Annotated in this window: 13 protein-coding genes and 1 pseudogene; 7 read left to right on the forward strand and 7 right to left on the reverse strand. The window is 58.5% G+C overall.

What is annotated here, in order from left to right; translation table 11 throughout:
* Positions 1–55: 55 nt before the first annotated feature.
* Positions 56–1,069 (reverse strand): aldo/keto reductase, encoded by a 1,014-nt coding sequence (locus tag RMV17_RS12990; RefSeq protein ID WP_311886763.1) that lies wholly within the window; start codon positions 1,067–1,069, stop codon positions 56–58.
* Positions 1,070–1,747: 678 nt separating this feature from the next.
* Positions 1,748–3,058 carry an MFS transporter gene (locus RMV17_RS12995; RefSeq protein ID WP_311886764.1) on the reverse strand — a complete coding sequence of 437 codons (1,311 nt, stop codon included), beginning with the start codon at positions 3,056–3,058 and terminating at the stop codon, positions 1,748–1,750.
* 171 nt (positions 3,059–3,229) lie between these two features.
* Here RMV17_RS12995 and RMV17_RS13000 point away from each other — a divergent pair, with 171 nt between their 5' ends.
* From RMV17_RS13000 to RMV17_RS13020, 5 genes and pseudogenes are all read left to right on the forward strand, one after another.
* A complete protein-coding gene (locus RMV17_RS13000) occupies positions 3,230–4,351 on the forward strand; it encodes a sugar diacid recognition domain-containing protein (RefSeq protein ID WP_311886765.1) in 1,122 nt (373 codons plus the stop codon).
* A 91-nt stretch (positions 4,352–4,442) separates the two neighbouring features.
* A pseudogene (locus RMV17_RS13005) lies at positions 4,443–4,595 on the forward strand (helix-turn-helix domain-containing protein); the annotation flags it as partial.
* A gap of 246 nt (positions 4,596–4,841) precedes the next feature.
* Positions 4,842–5,981: a glycerate kinase gene (locus RMV17_RS13010; protein ID WP_311886766.1), complete on the forward strand. Its 1,140-nt coding sequence runs from the start codon at positions 4,842–4,844 to the stop codon at positions 5,979–5,981.
* Positions 5,982–6,202: 221 nt separating this feature from the next.
* The gene (locus tag RMV17_RS13015) at positions 6,203–7,828 is read left to right on the forward strand and encodes a methyl-accepting chemotaxis protein (protein ID WP_311886767.1); all 1,626 of its coding nucleotides are present in this window, start codon (positions 6,203–6,205) and stop codon (positions 7,826–7,828) included.
* Between the two features lie 41 nt (positions 7,829–7,869).
* On the forward strand, positions 7,870–9,057 hold the full coding sequence (locus RMV17_RS13020) for an aminotransferase class I/II-fold pyridoxal phosphate-dependent enzyme (RefSeq protein ID WP_311886768.1): 1,188 nt from the start codon (positions 7,870–7,872) through the stop codon (positions 9,055–9,057).
* Positions 9,058–9,200: 143 nt separating this feature from the next.
* On the opposite strand, the gene RMV17_RS13025 is transcribed toward RMV17_RS13020, so the two are convergent.
* From RMV17_RS13025 to RMV17_RS13045, 5 genes are all read right to left on the reverse strand, one after another.
* Entirely contained in the window at positions 9,201–10,178 is a 978-nt protein-coding gene (locus tag RMV17_RS13025; protein WP_311886769.1) for a D-glycerate dehydrogenase, read from the reverse strand.
* Between the two features lie 13 nt (positions 10,179–10,191).
* On the reverse strand, positions 10,192–11,490 hold the full coding sequence (locus RMV17_RS13030; RefSeq protein ID WP_034154240.1) for an MFS transporter: 1,299 nt from the start codon (positions 11,488–11,490) through the stop codon (positions 10,192–10,194).
* A 59-nt stretch (positions 11,491–11,549) separates the two neighbouring features.
* Positions 11,550–12,593, reverse strand: a complete 1,044-nt coding sequence (locus RMV17_RS13035) for a sugar kinase (RefSeq protein WP_311886770.1) — start codon at positions 12,591–12,593, stop codon at positions 11,550–11,552.
* On the reverse strand, positions 12,586–13,368 hold the full coding sequence (locus RMV17_RS13040; protein WP_311886771.1) for an AP endonuclease: 783 nt from the start codon (positions 13,366–13,368) through the stop codon (positions 12,586–12,588). Before RMV17_RS13040 ends, RMV17_RS13035 begins: the two co-directional genes overlap by 8 nt.
* A gap of 175 nt (positions 13,369–13,543) precedes the next feature.
* On the reverse strand, positions 13,544–14,572 hold the full coding sequence (locus RMV17_RS13045; RefSeq protein ID WP_311886772.1) for a LacI family DNA-binding transcriptional regulator: 1,029 nt from the start codon (positions 14,570–14,572) through the stop codon (positions 13,544–13,546).
* On the opposite strand from RMV17_RS13045, the gene RMV17_RS13050 reads away from it, so the two are divergent.
* Positions 14,571–14,822 (forward strand): hypothetical protein, encoded by a 252-nt coding sequence (locus RMV17_RS13050; protein WP_311886773.1) that lies wholly within the window; start codon positions 14,571–14,573, stop codon positions 14,820–14,822. The two genes, RMV17_RS13045 and RMV17_RS13050, sit on opposite strands and share 2 nt — an antisense overlap.
* A complete protein-coding gene (locus RMV17_RS13055; protein ID WP_311886774.1) occupies positions 14,819–17,662 on the forward strand; it encodes a hypothetical protein in 2,844 nt (947 codons plus the stop codon). The genes RMV17_RS13050 and RMV17_RS13055 overlap by 4 nt, the downstream gene beginning before the upstream one ends.
* The last annotated feature ends 60 nt before the right edge of the window (positions 17,663–17,722 follow it).

Consider the following 17,722-nt stretch of genomic DNA (forward strand, 5'->3'; position numbering starts at 1 on the left):
TGCTTCAACGAAAAACAGCCGATTGTATCGGCTGTTGCTGGACAAGGGAAAACGCTTAAACCAAATGCGGTTTACGCCCCGACACAAAATGACTGACATCGTTGAATCCCGGCGTCGAGGCATGCCCCGGCGTCACCAGCGAATCGATAAACGCCTCATCTTCAGCGGTGATCTTCACGGCCTGCGCCTTGGTGTACGCATCCCACTGCGCTTCAGTTCGCGGCCCGACAATTGCCGATGTTACGGCACTGTTGTTCAAGACCCAGGCAATCGCAAACTCGACCATGCCGACGCCGCGCTGTTCGGTGTATTGCTGAATCTGCTGGGCAATGCGCAGCGATTCCACACGCCACTCGGTTTCCAGAATGCGCTTGTCCTGACGCCCGGCACGGCTGTTGGCATCCGGTGTAGCGTCCGGCGCGTATTTGCCGCTGAGCACGCCACGGGCCAGCGGACTGTAAGGCACCACGCCCAGGCCATAGGTTTGCGCCGCCGTGATCTGCTCGGTCTCGGCCTGACGGTTAACGATGTTGTACAACGGCTGGCTGATCACCGGGCGATCAACGCCGAGTTTGTCGGCTAAACGAATCACCTCGGCAATCCGCCAGCCGCGATAGTTCGACAGACCCCAGTAGCGAATCTTGCCCTGACGAATCAGATCGCCAATCGCTGACACGCTCACCTCCAGCGGCGTGTTGTGGTCTTCGCGGTGCAGGTAATAGATGTCGAGATAGTCAGTGCCGAGCCGGGTCAGGCTGGCATCGATGCCATTGAAGATGTGTTTGCGGCTCAAGCCACTGCGGTTTGGCACGCCGTCCACCGGGCCGAACCCGACCTTGGTCGCCAGCACCCATTCATGCCGATGACGGGCAATCGCTTCACCGACGATCTCTTCGGAGCGGCCGTTGGTGTAGACGTCGGCGGTGTCGATGAAGTTGATCCCCTGATCCCAGGCCTTGTCGATGATGCGCAGCGAATCATCTGCGCTGGTCTGCTCGCCAAACATCATCGTACCGAGGGTGAGGGTGGACACCTGCAAGCCCGAGTGACCGAGTGTACGAAAGCTCATGCCGAAATCCTTTTGTCGGTGGGAAAGGGTTAATCAAATACCAGAAGCGTGCGATGCGGCAAAGTGAATATTGGCTCGACACAGCCCTCACCCTAACCCTCTCCCGGAGGGAGAGGGGACTGACCGAGGTGTTTGAAAGAGGTACGCCGACGTGCAATACCGAGTCGAACTCAGGTTTTGAAAAGCATCCAAGTCGGCTCCCTTTCCCTGGGGCGGGACTGACGGAGGTGCTTGAGCGAGGTACACCGACGTGCAATACCGAGTCGAACTCAGGTTTTGAAAAGCATCCAAGTCGGCTCCCTTTCCCTGGGGCGGGGCTGACCGAGGTGCTTGAGCGAGGTACGCCGACGTGCAATACCGAGTCGAACTCAGGTTTTGAAAAGCATCCAAGTCGGCTCCCTTTCCTTGGGGCGGGACTGACGGAGGTGCTTGAGCGAGGTACGCCGACGTGCAATACCGAGTCGAACTCAAGTCTGGAAGAACGCCAAAATCGGCTCCCTTCTCCCGAGTCGAACTCAAATCTTGAAAACCCCGCAGATCGGCTCCCTTTCCCCCTCGCCCCCTGGGGGGAGAGGGCTGGGGTGAGGGGGGCAAAGGTCTCCAGAACACCACAAAAACCAAGCCGAACCCCCAATAAAAAACGGCCCTGAAAGGGCCGTTCTTCATCACGCAAAAACCTTAAGCCCGCAACGTCCGCGTCATGCGCAGCGCCAGCAGACTCCCACCAACAATCACACCCGCCAGCAAATACAACGCCGCATCGGTCGACCCCGTGCTGTCCTTGACCCAACCCACCAGATACGGACTGAGAAACCCAGCCATCTGCCCCATCGAGTTGATCAACGCCAAACCACCAGCCGCAGCCCCCGCGCTCAACATCGCCGTCGGCACCGGCCAGAACATCGGCAGACCCGTCAACGCGCCCATGGTGGCAATGGTCAGACCGAGAATCGCAATCGCCGGATTCGCCGCGAAATTCACCGCGATCACCAGACCGATCGCGCCCATCAGCATCGGCACCACCAAATGCCAGCGGCGTTCTTTACGAAGGTCCGCCGAACGCCCGACCACCAGCATGAACACCGCCGCCAGCAGATACGGAATGGCACTCAGCCAACCGATCACCAGGTTATCGCTGAAACCGAGGTTCTTGATGATCGACGGCAACCAGAAGTTGATCGCGTACACGCCACTCTGGATACAGAAGTAAATCAGGCCAAACGCCCAGATCGCCGGGTTCTTGAACACCGCCAGCAGCGAGTCGGAGGTGGTTTTCGGTTTGTTCGCCAGGTCTTCAGCCTGATCCGCCTCAAGCACCGCGCGCTCATGCGGGCTCAGCCACTTGGCGTTGGCGAAGCTGTCGCTCAGGAGGAACCAGGCGAGGGCGCCGAGGATGACGGTAGGAATGCCTTGCAGCAGAAACATCCATTGCCAGCCGGCCAGACCGCCCTGGCCTGCCGCGAAATGATTGAGAATCCAGCCAGAGAACGGGCTGCCAAGCAAACCGGAAACCGGGATCGCCGACATGAACAGCGCCATGATCCGCCCACGGCGGAAGGTCGGGAACCACTGCGAGAGGTACAACACGACGCCCGGGAAGAACCCGGCTTCGGCCGCGCCGGTGAACAGACGCAGGGTGTAGAACTCGGTCGGGGTGGTGACGAACAACAGGCAGGTCGACAACGTACCCCAAGTGATCATCATCACGGCGATCCAGCGCCGTGGGCCGAATCGGGTCAGGGCCAGGTTGCTCGGCACGCCACACAGCACGTAGCCGATGAAGAAGATACCGGCGCCGAGGCCGTACACGGTTTCGCTGAATTTCAGTGCATCGAGCATCTGCAGTTTGGCAAATCCAACGTTGACCCGGTCGAGGTAGTTGAACAAGTAGCAGATGAAAATGAAGGGAATCAAACGCAGGGTGATGCGTTTGTAGACGGCGTTTTTATCGTCATCGATGGTCTGGGTAGCTGCGGCGCTCTGCGACATAGCGGCTCTCTCTTTATTATGATTTTTTGCGATGCAAAGGGTAACGTTGATCGCCCCGAGAGTCTCGGTCACCTTTGGCCGGATTGTCTTTGTGCCTGAGCACAGGGTTTGCCGCCAGACCCTGTGCGGGTGAACAACCGTCTGCCGCGTTTTTCAAGGATCTTGCCCATCATGTTTGAACTCGATCACGACCTCGCCCAGGACATCGTCGACCGGGCCATGGCCATTTTGCCCTACAACGTCAATGTCATGGACAGCCAGGGGCTGATCCTCGGCAGCGGTGAGCCGGAGCGCATCAACACCCGTCATGAAGGTGCGCAACTGGTGCTGGCCAACGGTCGCGTGGTCGAGATCGACGCGCAGACCGCTGTGCATTTGAAAGGCGTGCAACCCGGGATCAACCTGCCGCTGTTGCTCGATCAGCGCTTGATCGGCGTACTCGGCATCACCGGCGAACCGGAGCAATTGCGCACCTACGCCGAACTGGTGCGCATGACCGCCGAGATGCTCGTCGGCCAGCGCAACCAGCAGGCCGAACAGCAATGGCGGCGCCAGCGTTGTGATGATTTGCTGGCGCTGCTGTTAAGCGAGGCAGGGGACTCGCCGCGTCTGGTCGATGAGGCACAGCAACTTGGACTCAAACCGCAATTGACGCGAGTGCCGTATCTGTTCGAACTGGGCCTTGAGCATGGACCGGGGCAAACCGTCGAGGCACTGAGTGCCTGGCTGACCTCGCGTTATCCGGACAGCTGGTGCGTGAGTTCCGCGAAGTCCTCCCTGCTGTGGTGCCGGCCGGCGAGTCAAAACGTTGAGCATGATCGCCTGCTGGAGAAGCTCGATGGCCTCGGCTGGAAAGTTCTGCGCATTGCCGTGGGCGGGCAGGCTGACGGACTCGCCGGGCTGCGCCGTTGTTATCGGCGCGTAGGCGACTTGCTCGCCTACGGTCGCGAAGTGTTGCCGCATTCGCGGTTGCTGACGCTGAACCGCTATCGATTACCGGTGATGCTGTGGCGGCATCGTAATGACGATGCACTGGACGAATTGCTCAAACCCTTGCGCAAAGTGATCGCCAAGGACGGCAACGGCCAGTTGCTGGCGACGCTGCGCAGTTGGTGTGAGCACGATGGCCAGAGTCAGGCCTGTGCCGATGCGCTGGGGATTCATCGCAACAGTTTGCGTTATCGGATGGAGCGGATTGCCGAGTTGAGCGGGGTTGATCCGTTGCGGCTGGACGGGATGCTGGCGCTTTATCTGGGGGTGCAGTTGCTGCCGCAGACAGATCCGTCGGCATGAGGTGATTTTGAGACCGCCATCGCTGGCAAGCCAGCTCCCACAAGGGTTGATGGTGTTCACAACATTTGTATTCACCGACAATCCCTGTGGGTGTGCCGATGCGCTGGGGATCCATCGCAATAGTCTGCGTTATCGGATGGAGCGGATTGCCGAGTTGAGCGGGGTTGATCCGTTGCGGCTGGACGGGATGCTGGCGCTTTATCTGGGGGTGCAGCTGCTGCCGCAGACAGATCCGTCGGCATGAGGTGATTTTGAGACCGCCATCGCTGGCAAGCCAGCTCCCACAAGGGTTGATGGTGTTCACAACATTTGTATTCACCGACAATCCCTGTGGGAGCTGGCTTGCCAGCGATGGCGGCATAACATTCACCGCCATTTCCTGCGCCTTTGTGAAAATGAACAATAAACGCCCCCGCCACTTGTGCAGCGGACAGGCGTCAAGGCGCGGGCCGACTGGCAGCATGAGGGGCATTGCAACCGGAGAATTCCCATGAAGATCGTCATCGCCCCCGACTCGTTCAAGGACAGCCTGAGTGCCCAAGGCGTCGCCGAAGCCATCGCCCTTGGCCTGGCCCAAGTGTGGCCGCAGGCAACGATGGTCAAATGCCCGATGGCCGACGGCGGCGAAGGCACGGTCGAGTCGATCCTTGCTGCCTGTGAAGGCGAACTGCGCCGCACCCGCGTGCGTGGCCCGTTGGGTACGTCGGTCGACGCTGCATGGGGCTGGTTGCCGCACAACCACACGGCAATCATCGAAATGGCCGAGGCCAGCGGCTTGCAATTGGTGCCGCTGGGACAACGCGATGCCTGCATCAGCAGCACTTTCGGCACCGGCGAACTGATTCGCGCAGCGCTGGATGCCGGCGCGCAGCGGGTGATTCTGGCGATTGGCGGCAGTGCGACCAACGATGGCGGCGCCGGGGCGATGCAGGCGCTGGGCGTGAAGTTGCTCGATGCGCAGCGTCAGTCGCTGGTACCAGGCGGCCTGGCGTTGGCGCAACTGGCGACGCTGGACCTGAGCGAACTCGATCCGCGTCTGGCGCAGGTGCGTTTCGACATCGCTGCTGATGTGAACAACCCGCTGTGCGGCCCGCACGGTGCCTCAGCGATTTTCGGCCCGCAGAAAGGCGCCTCGCCGACGCAGGTGCAGCAACTTGATCAGGCGTTGGGGCACTTCGCCGAACTGTGCGCGCAAGCGTTGGGCAAAGACGTTCGTGACGAACCGGGCAGCGGTGCGGCGGGAGGTTTGGGATTTGCGGCCAAGGCTTTTCTCGGCGCGCAATTTCAGGCCGGGGTTGAAGTCGTCGCCGAACTGGTCGGCCTCGCCGAAGCGGTCAAAGACGCTGATCTGGTGATTACCGGGGAAGGGCGATTTGATGCCCAGACCTTGCGCGGCAAGACGCCGTTCGGCGTCGCACGGATTGCCAAGCAACACGCGGTGCCGGTGATTGTCATTGCCGGGACACTGGGCGAGGGTTATCAGGCACTCTACGATCACGGCATTGATGCGGCGTTCGCCGTGACCAGCGGCCCGATGACGCTGGAGCAAGCCTGCGCTGAAGCACCGCGCCTGTTGCGTGAACGCGCCACCGATATCGCCCGCGTCTGGCAGCTTGCCGCGAAACCCTGAGCCAGATCGGCAGCTCCTACAACAAGACCGGGCGGTGTTTCATTGATGTAACACCCTGAAAAATAATTGTGCTTGACCCGCAACCTTCCTAAAGCCTGGCCGATACAACTAACAGGCGCGCACAAGACTTCCTCAAACAGTGACGCCGGACTGAAGCCCGCCCCCCGGTTCAGTGATCACGGCATGGACGCTGGTAGCTTCTATCATCCGAGAGCTCAACTATGTCCTTGCGTAACCTGAATATCGCGCCCCGTGCCTTCCTCGGTTTTGCCTTTATCGCCTTGCTGGTGATCGTGCTCGGCGTGTTCGCCGTCAATCGCATGACCACCATCCGTCAGGCCTCCATAGACATGGATACCAACCAACTGCCCAGCGTTACGTACCTTGGTGTAGTAACGGAAAACGTTCTGCGCCTGCGGATTCTGTCGTTCCGGATTCTGGTCAACCGCGACCCTGCGGGTCTGCAAGAGGCGCAAACACGCATTGGCGTGCTGGTGGACAAGGTACGCAGTGCTCAGGCGAGTTATGCCGCGCTGCCTGCAGAGGCCGATGAGCGTGCTTTGTATCAGGCTTTCGCGACGACGCTCGACAACTACTTGCAAGCGCAAAATCAGATGATGGACCTGTCGCGCCAGGACAAAGTCGATGAAATGCGCACTTTGATCAACACGCGAATCAAGGACGGCACCGATCAAATGGGCGAGCAGCTCAACAAACTCATTGCGATCAACGCGGCTGACGCGAAAGCCGCTTCCAGTCAGGCCGGTGAACATTACGACGGCGCGATTACCGGCATTATCATCGTGTCGGTATTTGCTGCGCTGGCCACCGTGTTGCTGGCCTGGCTGCTGACGCGCAGCATCGTCACGCCGTTGAACCGTGCGGTGCAGGCCGCGCAAACCATTGCTGACGGCAACCTCACCAAAGTCATCGAAATCGACGGCAAGGACGAACCGGCGCGGTTGCTCGAAGCGCTCGCCGCCATGCAGACCAACCTGCGCAAAACCATCGAGCAGATCGCCGGCTCTGCCACACAACTGGGCGCCGCTGCCGAAGAGCTCAGCGCAGTGACCGAAGAAGCCTCCCGTGGTTTGCAACAGCAGAACAACGAAATCGAACAAGCTGCCACCGCCGTCAACGAAATGACCGCCGCCGTCGAAGAAGTCGCGCGCAACGCCGTGTCGACTTCCGAAGCCTCGAATCAGTCGACCCACGCCGCCCGCGAAGGTCGTGATCAAGTAGTGAAAACTGTCGACGCGATTCAGACCATGACCCACGACGTGCAGAACACCGCGCAAATGATCGAAGGCCTCGCCGCGCAGGGCCGTGACATCGGCAAAGTGCTCGACGTGATCCGTGCTATCGCCGAACAGACCAATCTGCTGGCACTCAACGCAGCGATCGAAGCAGCCCGCGCCGGGGAAGCCGGACGTGGTTTTGCCGTCGTCGCAGACGAAGTGCGGGCCTTGGCCCATCGCACCGCGCAGTCGACCCAGGAAATCGAAAAAATGGTCGCCGGCATCCAGAACGGCACCGGCGAAGCGGTTTCGTCGATGCAGCAAAGCAACCAGCGCACCCAGACCACCCTGGAAATGGCACGAGCGGCCGGCGTGGCGCTGGAGCAGATCACCCAGTCGATCCATCAGATCAACGAGCGCAACCTGGTGATCGCCAGCGCCTCGGAAGAACAGGCGCAAGTGTCACGCGAGGTCGACCGCAACCTGGTCAACATCCGCGACCTGGCCACGCAATCCGCCGCTGGGGCCAATCAGACCAGCGCCGCGACCCACGAACTGTCGCGTCTGGCGGTGGATTTGAACGCCATGGTGGCGCGTTTCGTGATTTGAGATACGGTGAAGGCTGGAGACCGCGCAATCAGGAGACGTACATGCGCTATTCAGCCTTGACCCAACGAATCGCCGGGGAGGGAGCCGCTGCCTGGCAGATTCACGACCGAGCGCTGGAGTTGCGCGCCGAGGGTGTCGATATCCTGCTGCTGAGCATCGGCGATCCGGATTTCGATACACCTTTACCGATCGTCCATGGCGCGATCGACAGCTTGTTGGCCGGTGATACCCATTATTCCGATGTGCGTGGCCGTTTGGCGCTGCGCACGCTGATTGCCGAACGCCATCGTCGGCGCAGCGGGCAAGCGGTGGATGCCGACCACGTGATCGTCATGCCCGGCGCGCAATGCGCGGTGTATTCAGTGGCGCAATGCTTGCTGGATCCGGGCGATGAAGTGATCGTCGCCGAACCCATGTATGTCACCTACGAAGGCGTGTTTGGCGCTTGCGGCGCGACGGTAGTGCCGGTGCCGGTGCGCCCGGAAAACGGCTTTCGCGTTGATCCGGCCGATGTCGCCGCGCGCATCACGCCGAAAACCCGCGCCATGCTGCTCAACAGCCCGAACAACCCTAGCGGAGCGAGCCTGTCACTGCTGATCTGGCAGGAGCTGGCGGCGCTGTGTGTACGGCATGACTTGTGGCTGATCAGCGACGAGGTCTACAGCGATTTGCTTTATGAAGGTCAGCACGTCAGCCCGGCGAGTCTGCCGGGCATGGCTGAGCGCACGGCGACGATCAACAGCCTGTCGAAATCCCACGCCATGACCGGTTGGCGCATCGGCTGGATGATCGGGCCGAAATCGCTGGCCGGGCATTTGGTCAATCTGTCGCTGAGCATGTTGTTCGGCCTGCCGGATTTTGTGCAGAAAGCTGCGGAGATTGCGTTGCAGTCAGACTTGCCGGAGGTGACGCAGATGCGCGAGGAATATCGCCTGCGCCGGGATCTGGTGTGCGAACGTTTGCAGGGTTGTCCGGGGTTGTACCCGATTCGCCCCGATGGCGGCATGTTCGTGATGGTTGATGTGCGCCAGACCGGGCTGGGCGCTCAGGCGTTTGCCGAGCAGTTGCTGGAAGGTTATGGCGTGTCGGTGCTGGCCGGTGAAGCGTTTGGGCCGAGTGCGGCGGGGCATATCAGGATTGGGCTGGTGCTGGATCGGATGAAACTGGCGGATGCCTGTGCGCGGATTGCCTTGTGTGCGGCGCAGCTTTTACAGGCGCGCAGTGCCTGATGGTTTTGTGTTGCCTGCATTGGCCCCATCGCTGGCAAGCCAGCTCCCACAGTGATTTGAGGTGGACATGATATTTGTGTCCGCTCGAAAACCCTGTGGGAGCTGGCTTGCCAGCGATGGGGCCAGATCAGGCAATGAAAATTTCAGCCCTGCCAGGCCAATGGATTCACCAGATTCGCCGGCCTCTCTCCACTCAACGCCGCCAACAGATTCTCCACCGCACACCGCGCCATCGCCTCCCGCGTCTCATGCGTCGCTGAACCCATGTGCGGCGTCGCCACCACATTATTCAGTTGCAACAGCGGCGAATCATGATTCAACGGTTCACGCTCAAACACATCCAGCCCCGCCGCCCGAATCCGTTGGTGACGCAGCGCATCGATCATCGCCGCCTCATCGACCACTTTGCCGCGCGAGATGTTGATGAAGATGCTTTCCGGACGCATCAGCGCGAACTGCTCAGCACCAATCAACTTCTCGGTCTGCGCCGTCAGCGGCAAAGTCAGGCAAATGAAATCAGCCTGCTGTAACAATTCTTCGAGGCTTCGATACTGCGCATCGAATCGCGCCTCGACCGCCGGCTTGCGCGACTGGCTGTGATAGATCACCGGCATGCCGAACCCGAAATGCCCGCGCTGCGCCAATGCTTCGCCGATGCGGCCCATGCCGATGATGCCCAGCGTCTTGCCATGCACATCGGTGCCGAAATGCGCCGGGCCGATGTTGCGGCTCCATTGCCCGCTGCGCACCATGTTCGCCAGTTCGACCACACTCCGGGCGGCGGCGAGGATCAGCGCGAAACCGGTGTCAGCGGTGGTTTCGGTAAGCACGTCCGGGGTGTTGCTCAGCAGGATCTTGCGCTGGCTCAGGTAATCGATGTCGTAGTTATCGACGCCCACCGAGACGCTGGCGATGGCCTGAAGGTGCGGTGCCAGATCGAGCAGCGCGGCATCGAGTTTCAGGCTGGCGCCGAGCAAACCATGGGCACGGGGCAGGGCGTCGCGCAGTTGCATGAGGCCGTCGGCGTCGAGGCTGTTGATCAACGTTACTTCGCACTGCTCTTGCAGACGCGCCATCAGCGCGGGCGAAAGTTTCTTGTACAACACGACCTGTTTTTTCATGGCAAAAGTCTCTTCAGGAATGCGCTGGCACGGCACGCGTGGCAACGGCTTTGGCGACGACGCGATCACTGGCGCCGGGCTTGAGGAAAATCGTCAGCACCACCGACAGCAGCAACGCGCCGCTCATCAACAGATACGAAGCGCCGGGCGAGCCGGTGGAGCTGTTCAGGTAACCGACCAGATACGAGCCGCCGAACGAACCGAGCGCGCCCATGCTGTTGATCAGCGCCATCGCGCCACCGGCAACGTTGGCCGGGAGAATCTCCGGAACGATGGCAAAGAACGGCCCGTAAGGTGCGTACATGCAGGCGCCGGCAATCACCAGCAGCGTGTATGACCACCAGAAATGTTCAGCGCCCAGGGCGTAGGAACCGTAAAACGCGATGGACGCGATCAGCAGCGGCGGCCAGACAAAGCGTTTGCGCTTCTGCAACTTGTCCGAACCCCACGACACCACGAGCATGCCGATCACCGCCGCCAGATACGGCAGCGCCGACAGCCAGCCGGCTTCGATCATGTCCATTTGCGCGCCGGCCTTGAGGATCGACGGCAACCACAGCACGAAGCCGTAAACGCCGATGCTCCAGCAGAAAAACTGCAGCGCCAGAATGATCACCTTCGGCGAACGGAACGCCTCGGCGTAATTTTTCACCGCTTTGATCCCGACCTGTTCGGCCGCCAGTGCGCTTTCCAGATCGTGCTTTTCCTGGTCGTTGAGCCACTTGGCCTCGGACGGACGATCATCGGCCAGACGCCACCAGATAAATGCCCACAGCACCGCCGGCAGACCTTCGATGATGAACATCCAGCGCCAGCTGAAATGCTGCACCAGATAGCCCGAAACCACCGACATCCACAGCATCGTCACTGGATTGCCGAGGATCAGAAACGTGTTGGCCCGCGAGCGTTCGGCACGGGTGAACCAGTGGCACAGATAGACCAGCATCGCCGGCATCACCGCCGCTTCGACGACGCCGAGCATGAAGCGAATGACGATCAGCCAATAGGCGTTGGAAACCACGCCGGTCAATGTTGCGAGGCCGCCCCAGAGAATCAGGCTGACGAAAATCAGCTTCTTCACGCTGTGCTTTTGCGCGTAGATCGCACCGGGCACCTGGAAGAAGAAGTAACCGAGGAAGAACAGCGCACCGAGCAGCGATGACAGGCCCGGGGTGATCATCAGATCGGCAGCCATGCCGGATGCAGCAGCGAAGCCGTAGTTGGCGCGATCGAGATACGCCAGGCTGTAGGTGATGAACACAATCGGCATGATGTACCACCAGCGGCGGGTGGCGAGGGTTGCAGTTTTCATGGGTCTTGCTCCTGAGCTTGTTGTTTTTGTCGCAGCAGGTTCAATGAATCGGTTGCCTGTCAGGGCCTCATCGCTGGCAAGCCAGCTCCCACAGGGATCTCGGGTATGTCAAAGATTGCATTGCCACCACCAACCCTTGTGGGAGCTGGCTTGCCAGCGATGGCGGCCTCAAATTCGCTGAAGAGTTCGGCCCGGGTCGGAAGGCCCTCCATATCCCCGCGACTCTGCACCGCACGACTGCCAATCCAGTTCGCACGCTGCACCGCCTCGGCAAAACTCTGATGTTCGAGCAGGGCGCTGATCATCCCCACCGCAAAGCCGTCACCGGCACCGACCGTGTCGACGACATTGGTCACCGGCACACCGGCGACAAATCCAGACGCCAGATGCGTTCGGTAATAAGCACCTTCGGGCCCGAGTTTGATCGCCACCGCCTCAGCGCCCTGATCGAGATAAAACGCCGCAATGTCCGCCGGATCGTCGAAACCAGTCAGCAAACGACCTTCGCTCAACCCCGGCAACACCCAATGGGCGAGGGCGGCGAGGCGGTTGATCTCGCGGATCATTTCGCCCTCGCTGGCCCACAGGCTCGGGCGCAGATTCGGGTCGAACGACACGCTGCGTCCGGCGTTGCGCATACGCGTCATCAATTCGAAAGACATCTCCCGCGCCGAGGCCGACAACGCCGGAGGAATGCCAGTCGCATGCAGATGGCGGGCGCTCAGCAGGCTGGCGTTGATCGACTGCGGCGACAAATGACTGGCCGCCGAACCGCGACGGAAATACTCGACCTGCGGGTCGCTGCCATCGTCATTGCGCGATTTGAACTGGAAACCGGTCGGGTGCTGTTTATCGACGTCGACGTGGCTGCAATCCAGACCTTCCTTGATCAAGGTCTCGACCACAAAACGCCCGAGCGAATCATTGCCGACCCGGCTCAGCCACGCGACGTTGAAACCCAGGCGCGACAGCCCGATTGCCACGTTGCTGTCGGCCCCGGCGATGCGCTTGTGAAAGTGCTCGACTGCCGCCAGATCACCGGCCTGCTCGGCGACCAGCATCGCCATGGTTTCGCCGAACGAAAGAATATCGATCTCAGACATGAGCAGGCTCCAGGCGGGATTGACCGAGGCGGGCGAGGGCGGCGACATGCTCGGTGGTCAGTTGCACCAGATCATCGCCCTGCAATGGGTATTCGGCCGCGCGCATAACGCCTTGGGCCATGTGCCGTAGCAGTTGTTCCCACAGATGCAGGTCACTGACGGCCGGCGGCACCGCGACCAGTTTGCCGTCGGCGCGACGGGCCACGGCTTTGCAATGCACATAGCCGACATGCCGGCCGAGCAGGCGGGCGGCGCTGGCAGCGGACTGGTCCTGCCATTGCCAGTTGCCGATGTCGAAGGTCATCTTGATTGGCAGGTTATGCTGCTCGACCGCGGCGAAGAAGCGCTGAAACGGTTCGATGCGTCCGCCGTGCAGGGTCTGGTCGTTTTCCACCAGCAACTGCACCGGGCTGAGCTTCAAGCGTTCGGCCAGGGCTTGCAGATCGTTGGTGTCGGTGAAGTAGCCGAGAGAAACCTTGAGCCACTTTGAGCCGAACGCTTCGGCCTGTTGCAGCGCAGTGATCAACTCGGGATTCGGCTGCGCCTGACCGGCCAGCCACAGTTCGGTGGGCGAGGAATAAATGCTTTGCAGACCCTGCGCCAGCGTGGCCTCAGCCAGTTGCGCAGGGTCTTCGCGCGTCAGCAACTCTTCGCGCCACTCGATGCGATTCGCCCCGGCCGCAGCCAGCACATCGATGAAAGCATCCTGCCCACGCTGACGCACAAGCTCCGCGCCGTAGCTGGACAGACTGATGGAAACGGCAGGTTTATTCATTGTTATTGACCTCTGAAACCGGTTTCATTTTTGTTCAAAAAAATATCAGGTGTTTTTGTGGTGTTCTTTAGGGCCACATCGCTGGCAAGCCAGCTCCCACAGAGTTCGGGTCGTACACAAACGCTTGGTACACCGCTAAACCTGTGGGAGCTGGCTTGCCAGCGATAGCGTCAGCTCAAACACCACAAATCCCAACAGTAGACCCACGCTCTACCAGCACCGGCGCAAAATCCACCACCCGCGCCACTTCATCATCCCCACGCAAGCGCTTGAGCAAACACTCAAACGCCCGCGCGCCTATCTCCTGCGTCGGCTGAGCCAGTGCGGTAATCCCGCTGCCCACCAACGGATACCAATCCAGATCATCCAGGGCAATCAGCCCGACATCCTCGAACAACCGGCAGCCCATCTGGCGCAACGCCGTTGCCGCCGCCAGCGCCGCCACACCATTGGCGCAAAACAGCGCTTTCGGTCCATTACCAGGTGTGTTTAAAAAGGTTTGGAGTTGCACACTCAGATCATCACCGGTTCCCAGCACCATGCCGGTCAGATTCGAACGCTGGGCAATCTGCGCCTGAAAACTGCTGACCCGCTCGATCCGCGAACTGGTGCCGTCATAGGGTTCAGTCACCAGCACCAGATCCCGATAGCCACGTTGCTGCAGATGCGTGAGCGCCATCTCGACAGCCTGCGGGTTATTCAGCCCAACCATGTCGCTGTCGAGCCCGTCGACCTTGCGATCCACCAGCACCAGCGGCATCTCGCGGCGCAATTCGTGTAACTCGTCACGATGATGGCCCAGGGTGTTCACGATCAGCCCTTCGATGTTGTACGAGCGCAACAGCGCCAGATGCTGGCGTTCCTGCTCGTCATCGCGGTCGGTGTTGCACACCACCAGGCTGTAGCCGTGCGCCCGGCAAGCGGTTTCCACGCCGTGCATCACGGCAATCGAATAAGGGTTACGGATATCGGCCACCAGCATGCCGATCAGGCGGGTGCGTCCGCGTTTCAGGCCGCGGGCCATCTGGTTGGGGCGGTAGCCGAGTTCGCTGATGGCCTGTTCGATGCGCAGGGCAATGGCATCGGAGAGCAGGGCGCGGTCATCGCCGATGAAGCGCGAGACGCTGGCCTTCGAGACCCCGGCACGTTCGGCGACGTCGAGCATGGTTACACGGCTGCGTTGGGCGGTGGAGAAGTCGGTCATGGCGTGGAATTTCTTATTGTTGGATGCGACATCGCAAATTTCTGAAACCGGTTTCAGGAAACATCAATCGACTTGTCTTCGTCAAGGGCCATTTGACTTGGCGATGGGCAACGGCCCGCTTGAAACCGACGAACGGTATCTTTACCTGTCAGATCTGACAGTAGGCAAGTGCCGTATCTGGGCGCTTAATTCCCCCATAAGCAAGACCAACCTTGCGAGTAATTTAAGTGATCTGGCGAGTACATTATGACGGCGAAAAAGGCGACCGCACGAAGTATAGGGATTCTAGCGAGCCCGCTATCGGTGGAGGGTATCGATGATAGTGATCTCGACGGATATGTGCCGCGCAACATTTTACTTAATGGTACTCGAATCATTATTCCTTACTGGCCCGACCCGCAGCCAATGGATGAACTTTGGGTTGATCTGAAACAGGGTGGCACTGTTACAAGGCTCCACGAGGGTTTCTATAGTCCACCACAATCAACTTACCTGTATGTCGCTTTAACGCCCGCAGACTTGGCAACTGATGGCGTTGCGTTTTTGTCCTACCAGGTTTGGAAGGCAAGCGGAGGCATTTCTGATCCATCACCCGAAAGAAAGTTGACGATAGATCACGCGCCCACTGTTGTTCTGGATGAACCTACATTTCCCTATGCGACGATTTGGGGTTATTTGAATAACAATACAGTACCGCCGTTGCTCTCAGGAGCAACTGTTTTGATACCTACAGCCAATGGTCCCGCGAAAGTGGGTGATAAAGCCAAACTATATTGGCAAGGGTATTCAAGTTTGAATGGAAGCGGTCCACCGGTGTCGGGCACTTATGGTGACTGGGAAATAACGCTGGAACCGAAACATATGACTGGACATTGGCTGCATGTTGTTCCATTTGAGCCTAATATTCGGCCACTTATTGATAATGACTCGGCTATTACCTACTGGCAGTTATTTAAAGGTGGGCGATTGTTCGGAGAGTCGCAAAAAGGTTTGGTGAAAATAGACAGGGTAACACCTGGCGAAAGCGGCCCTTTCGGCCTGAATACACAAGGAGATGGAAAAATGGCTATAAAAATCGTACCAAGGACTCCAAGACCTGACTCCATCGGTGTCAAGAACGTTGACCCCTTGGCTGATGTTGCGATAGATACACTTGCAGATGGTTTGATCGCTAAAAGCGTGCTGGATACCGGATGGGTGACGATAAACTTTACCCGCACTGCAGAAGAGTTTGACGAGGATGAACTGGAACTGGAATACGGTGTTAAGGGCCAGGCACTGGCCTTGTGGGATCAAAAAATTACACTGGGTGACGTTTCTTCCCGGCCGGTTGGGACTATACCAATCCGGTTACCAACTAGCTTGTTTCCAGAGCGCCCAACACCGGCAGGTCCGACCACTTATGAAATTATGTTTCAACTTTACAAAGAGGGGGGTGGTGTTAATGAACCCTCCAATCTGCTGGAGTTTGTTATCGACCAGACTGCACCGTTTGGTTCAAAAAGATCAGACGCCAATGGCAACACCATCATCACGCTCGCCGTACCAACGCCAGCCCCCGCGTTTGTAAATCTACCCGCAGATCCGCAACGCACAATTAATGAAGCCTGGTTGGCGGACCCGGCAAACGCCAACCTGAATTTCACCGTGAACGTAGGTTATCCGCTACGTCGGCTGGACGATAATCTGCGCGCCTGGTTGATTTCTGGCACTCAGCGGGTTGAGGTGTGGAATGCTGCGGTTCCGGCCACCGGCGCATTTACCATCGCCAACACCGTGTTACGCCAATTTCCAAATGGCCGCGTCAAAGTTCAGTATCAATGGACAGATTTGCCTGGCAACGACAGTCGGGAGTCTGCCACAAGTGACGTGCTGACACTGGCATTGGCACAACCCCCAGTTTCAACCAAAGGTCCTTTGGTACCGAAAACCGATCCGAACTATACCACGGCACTTTATCTGGACGATTTTGTTGGCGGTATAACCGCTATCGTTGAAAGCGCATTCATCACCAACGCAGAGCCGGGTGATAATATCTTCATTACCATTGAAGATGCCACTGATGCGACTAACGCTGTAAGTCTTACCGCCCAACCGTGGGTGGCCAATACCAATTTAACGTTTAACCTGACATACGCCGATCTCTCGCAAATATTTAATGATGCCGATGAGCCTAAAATGGCCAATATCTGGTATGAGATCGTTCGAACTGGTATTCCAAACGCTGAATCTCCGGTTCAACTCATCACGTTGGCATTCGACTATGCGGGGCCCACGAATCCGGATCTTCCAGATCTTACCAATCGAGACATGGTGTTGCCTGTAGTCACAGGTGCTACGAATACGCCTAACGACTTGCGACCTGGTGACAGAAACAGTCCGGGTAAATTTAAAGTTACCCTTGCGCTAGGTCAGCCTCCTATCACTTCGGCCGAGGTGGCGAAGTGTTATATTAATGGTCAGCTTATAGATGAGTTTAATCCATTTGTAGATGTGGAAGAATTCGAAGTTAATATTTCGGCAGATATTATATCCAGGTTGCCTATTGGGTCAGTAAATGCTTACTGGACTATTCAGAAGGCTGGTGTTGATAAAAACGTAATTAACTCCCGTAACCAACCGGTGACAGTTGCCGGTGCGGCTATACCTTTACCGCCACCTACAATCCGGATCCGCAATCCGGCAGTGCGGGATTATATTGAATGTTACGGCATGATCAGTCCAACCAGTAGTATGGTTCTAGGCTTGCAGATTCAAAAAGACCCGCTTCTACCCCCAGGCAAAACGATTACAGCCCGTTTCGCAGCTTACTCCGACGCGTTAGGCAATAATCTGATCGCGGGTACTGAGGACTCTCAAGACTATGTCATCAAAGCCGCGAATGTTCCTGATGTAGCGCCAGTGGCCAGTCCTGCGATTTTTAAATTGGCGCAACCTGTCAGGGGAGCAATAGCCTATGGCAAATATTGGTACACGACCGACATCAATGGACAGCAATCGTCTGAACCCGTCATCAAACGGATCGACAATATCAGCAACAGTTTTAACTATTGCGATTTGACACCTGCTCCGGCCGCGCCTGCGCCTTAGTTTGTGAAATAGCTGATCGGTGTCGCGAAAGAGACACGGATGTCTCTTTCGTGATTGTCC

The organism is Pseudomonas sp. VD-NE ins (genome assembly GCF_031882575.1).
GTDB lineage: Bacteria > Pseudomonadota > Gammaproteobacteria > Pseudomonadales > Pseudomonadaceae > Aquipseudomonas > Aquipseudomonas fluorescens_BZ.

Excerpts from the sequence above, each read along its gene's own strand:
- RMV17_RS13010 (WP_311886766.1), top strand. The coding sequence starts at position 4,842 with ATGAAGATCGTCATCGCCCCCGACTCGTTCAAGGACAGCCTGAGTGCC.
- RMV17_RS13000 (WP_311886765.1), top strand. The coding sequence starts at position 3,230 with ATGTTTGAACTCGATCACGACCTCGCCCAGGACATCGTCGACCGGGCC.
- RMV17_RS13040 (WP_311886771.1), bottom strand. The coding sequence starts at position 13,368 with ATGAATAAACCTGCCGTTTCCATCAGTCTGTCCAGCTACGGCGCGGAG.
- RMV17_RS13020 (WP_311886768.1), top strand. The coding sequence starts at position 7,870 with ATGCGCTATTCAGCCTTGACCCAACGAATCGCCGGGGAGGGAGCCGCT.
- RMV17_RS13045 (WP_311886772.1), bottom strand. The coding sequence starts at position 14,572 with ATGACCGACTTCTCCACCGCCCAACGCAGCCGTGTAACCATGCTCGAC.
- RMV17_RS12990 (WP_311886763.1), bottom strand. The coding sequence starts at position 1,069 with ATGAGCTTTCGTACACTCGGTCACTCGGGCTTGCAGGTGTCCACCCTC.
- RMV17_RS13055 (WP_311886774.1), top strand. The coding sequence starts at position 14,819 with ATGACGGCGAAAAAGGCGACCGCACGAAGTATAGGGATTCTAGCGAGC.
- RMV17_RS13050 (WP_311886773.1), top strand. The coding sequence starts at position 14,571 with ATGGCGTGGAATTTCTTATTGTTGGATGCGACATCGCAAATTTCTGAA.
- RMV17_RS13015 (WP_311886767.1), top strand. The coding sequence starts at position 6,203 with ATGTCCTTGCGTAACCTGAATATCGCGCCCCGTGCCTTCCTCGGTTTT.
- RMV17_RS13025 (WP_311886769.1), bottom strand. The coding sequence starts at position 10,178 with ATGAAAAAACAGGTCGTGTTGTACAAGAAACTTTCGCCCGCGCTGATG.
- RMV17_RS13035 (WP_311886770.1), bottom strand. The coding sequence starts at position 12,593 with ATGTCTGAGATCGATATTCTTTCGTTCGGCGAAACCATGGCGATGCTG.
- RMV17_RS12995 (WP_311886764.1), bottom strand. The coding sequence starts at position 3,058 with ATGTCGCAGAGCGCCGCAGCTACCCAGACCATCGATGACGATAAAAAC.
- RMV17_RS13030 (WP_034154240.1), bottom strand. The coding sequence starts at position 11,490 with ATGAAAACTGCAACCCTCGCCACCCGCCGCTGGTGGTACATCATGCCG.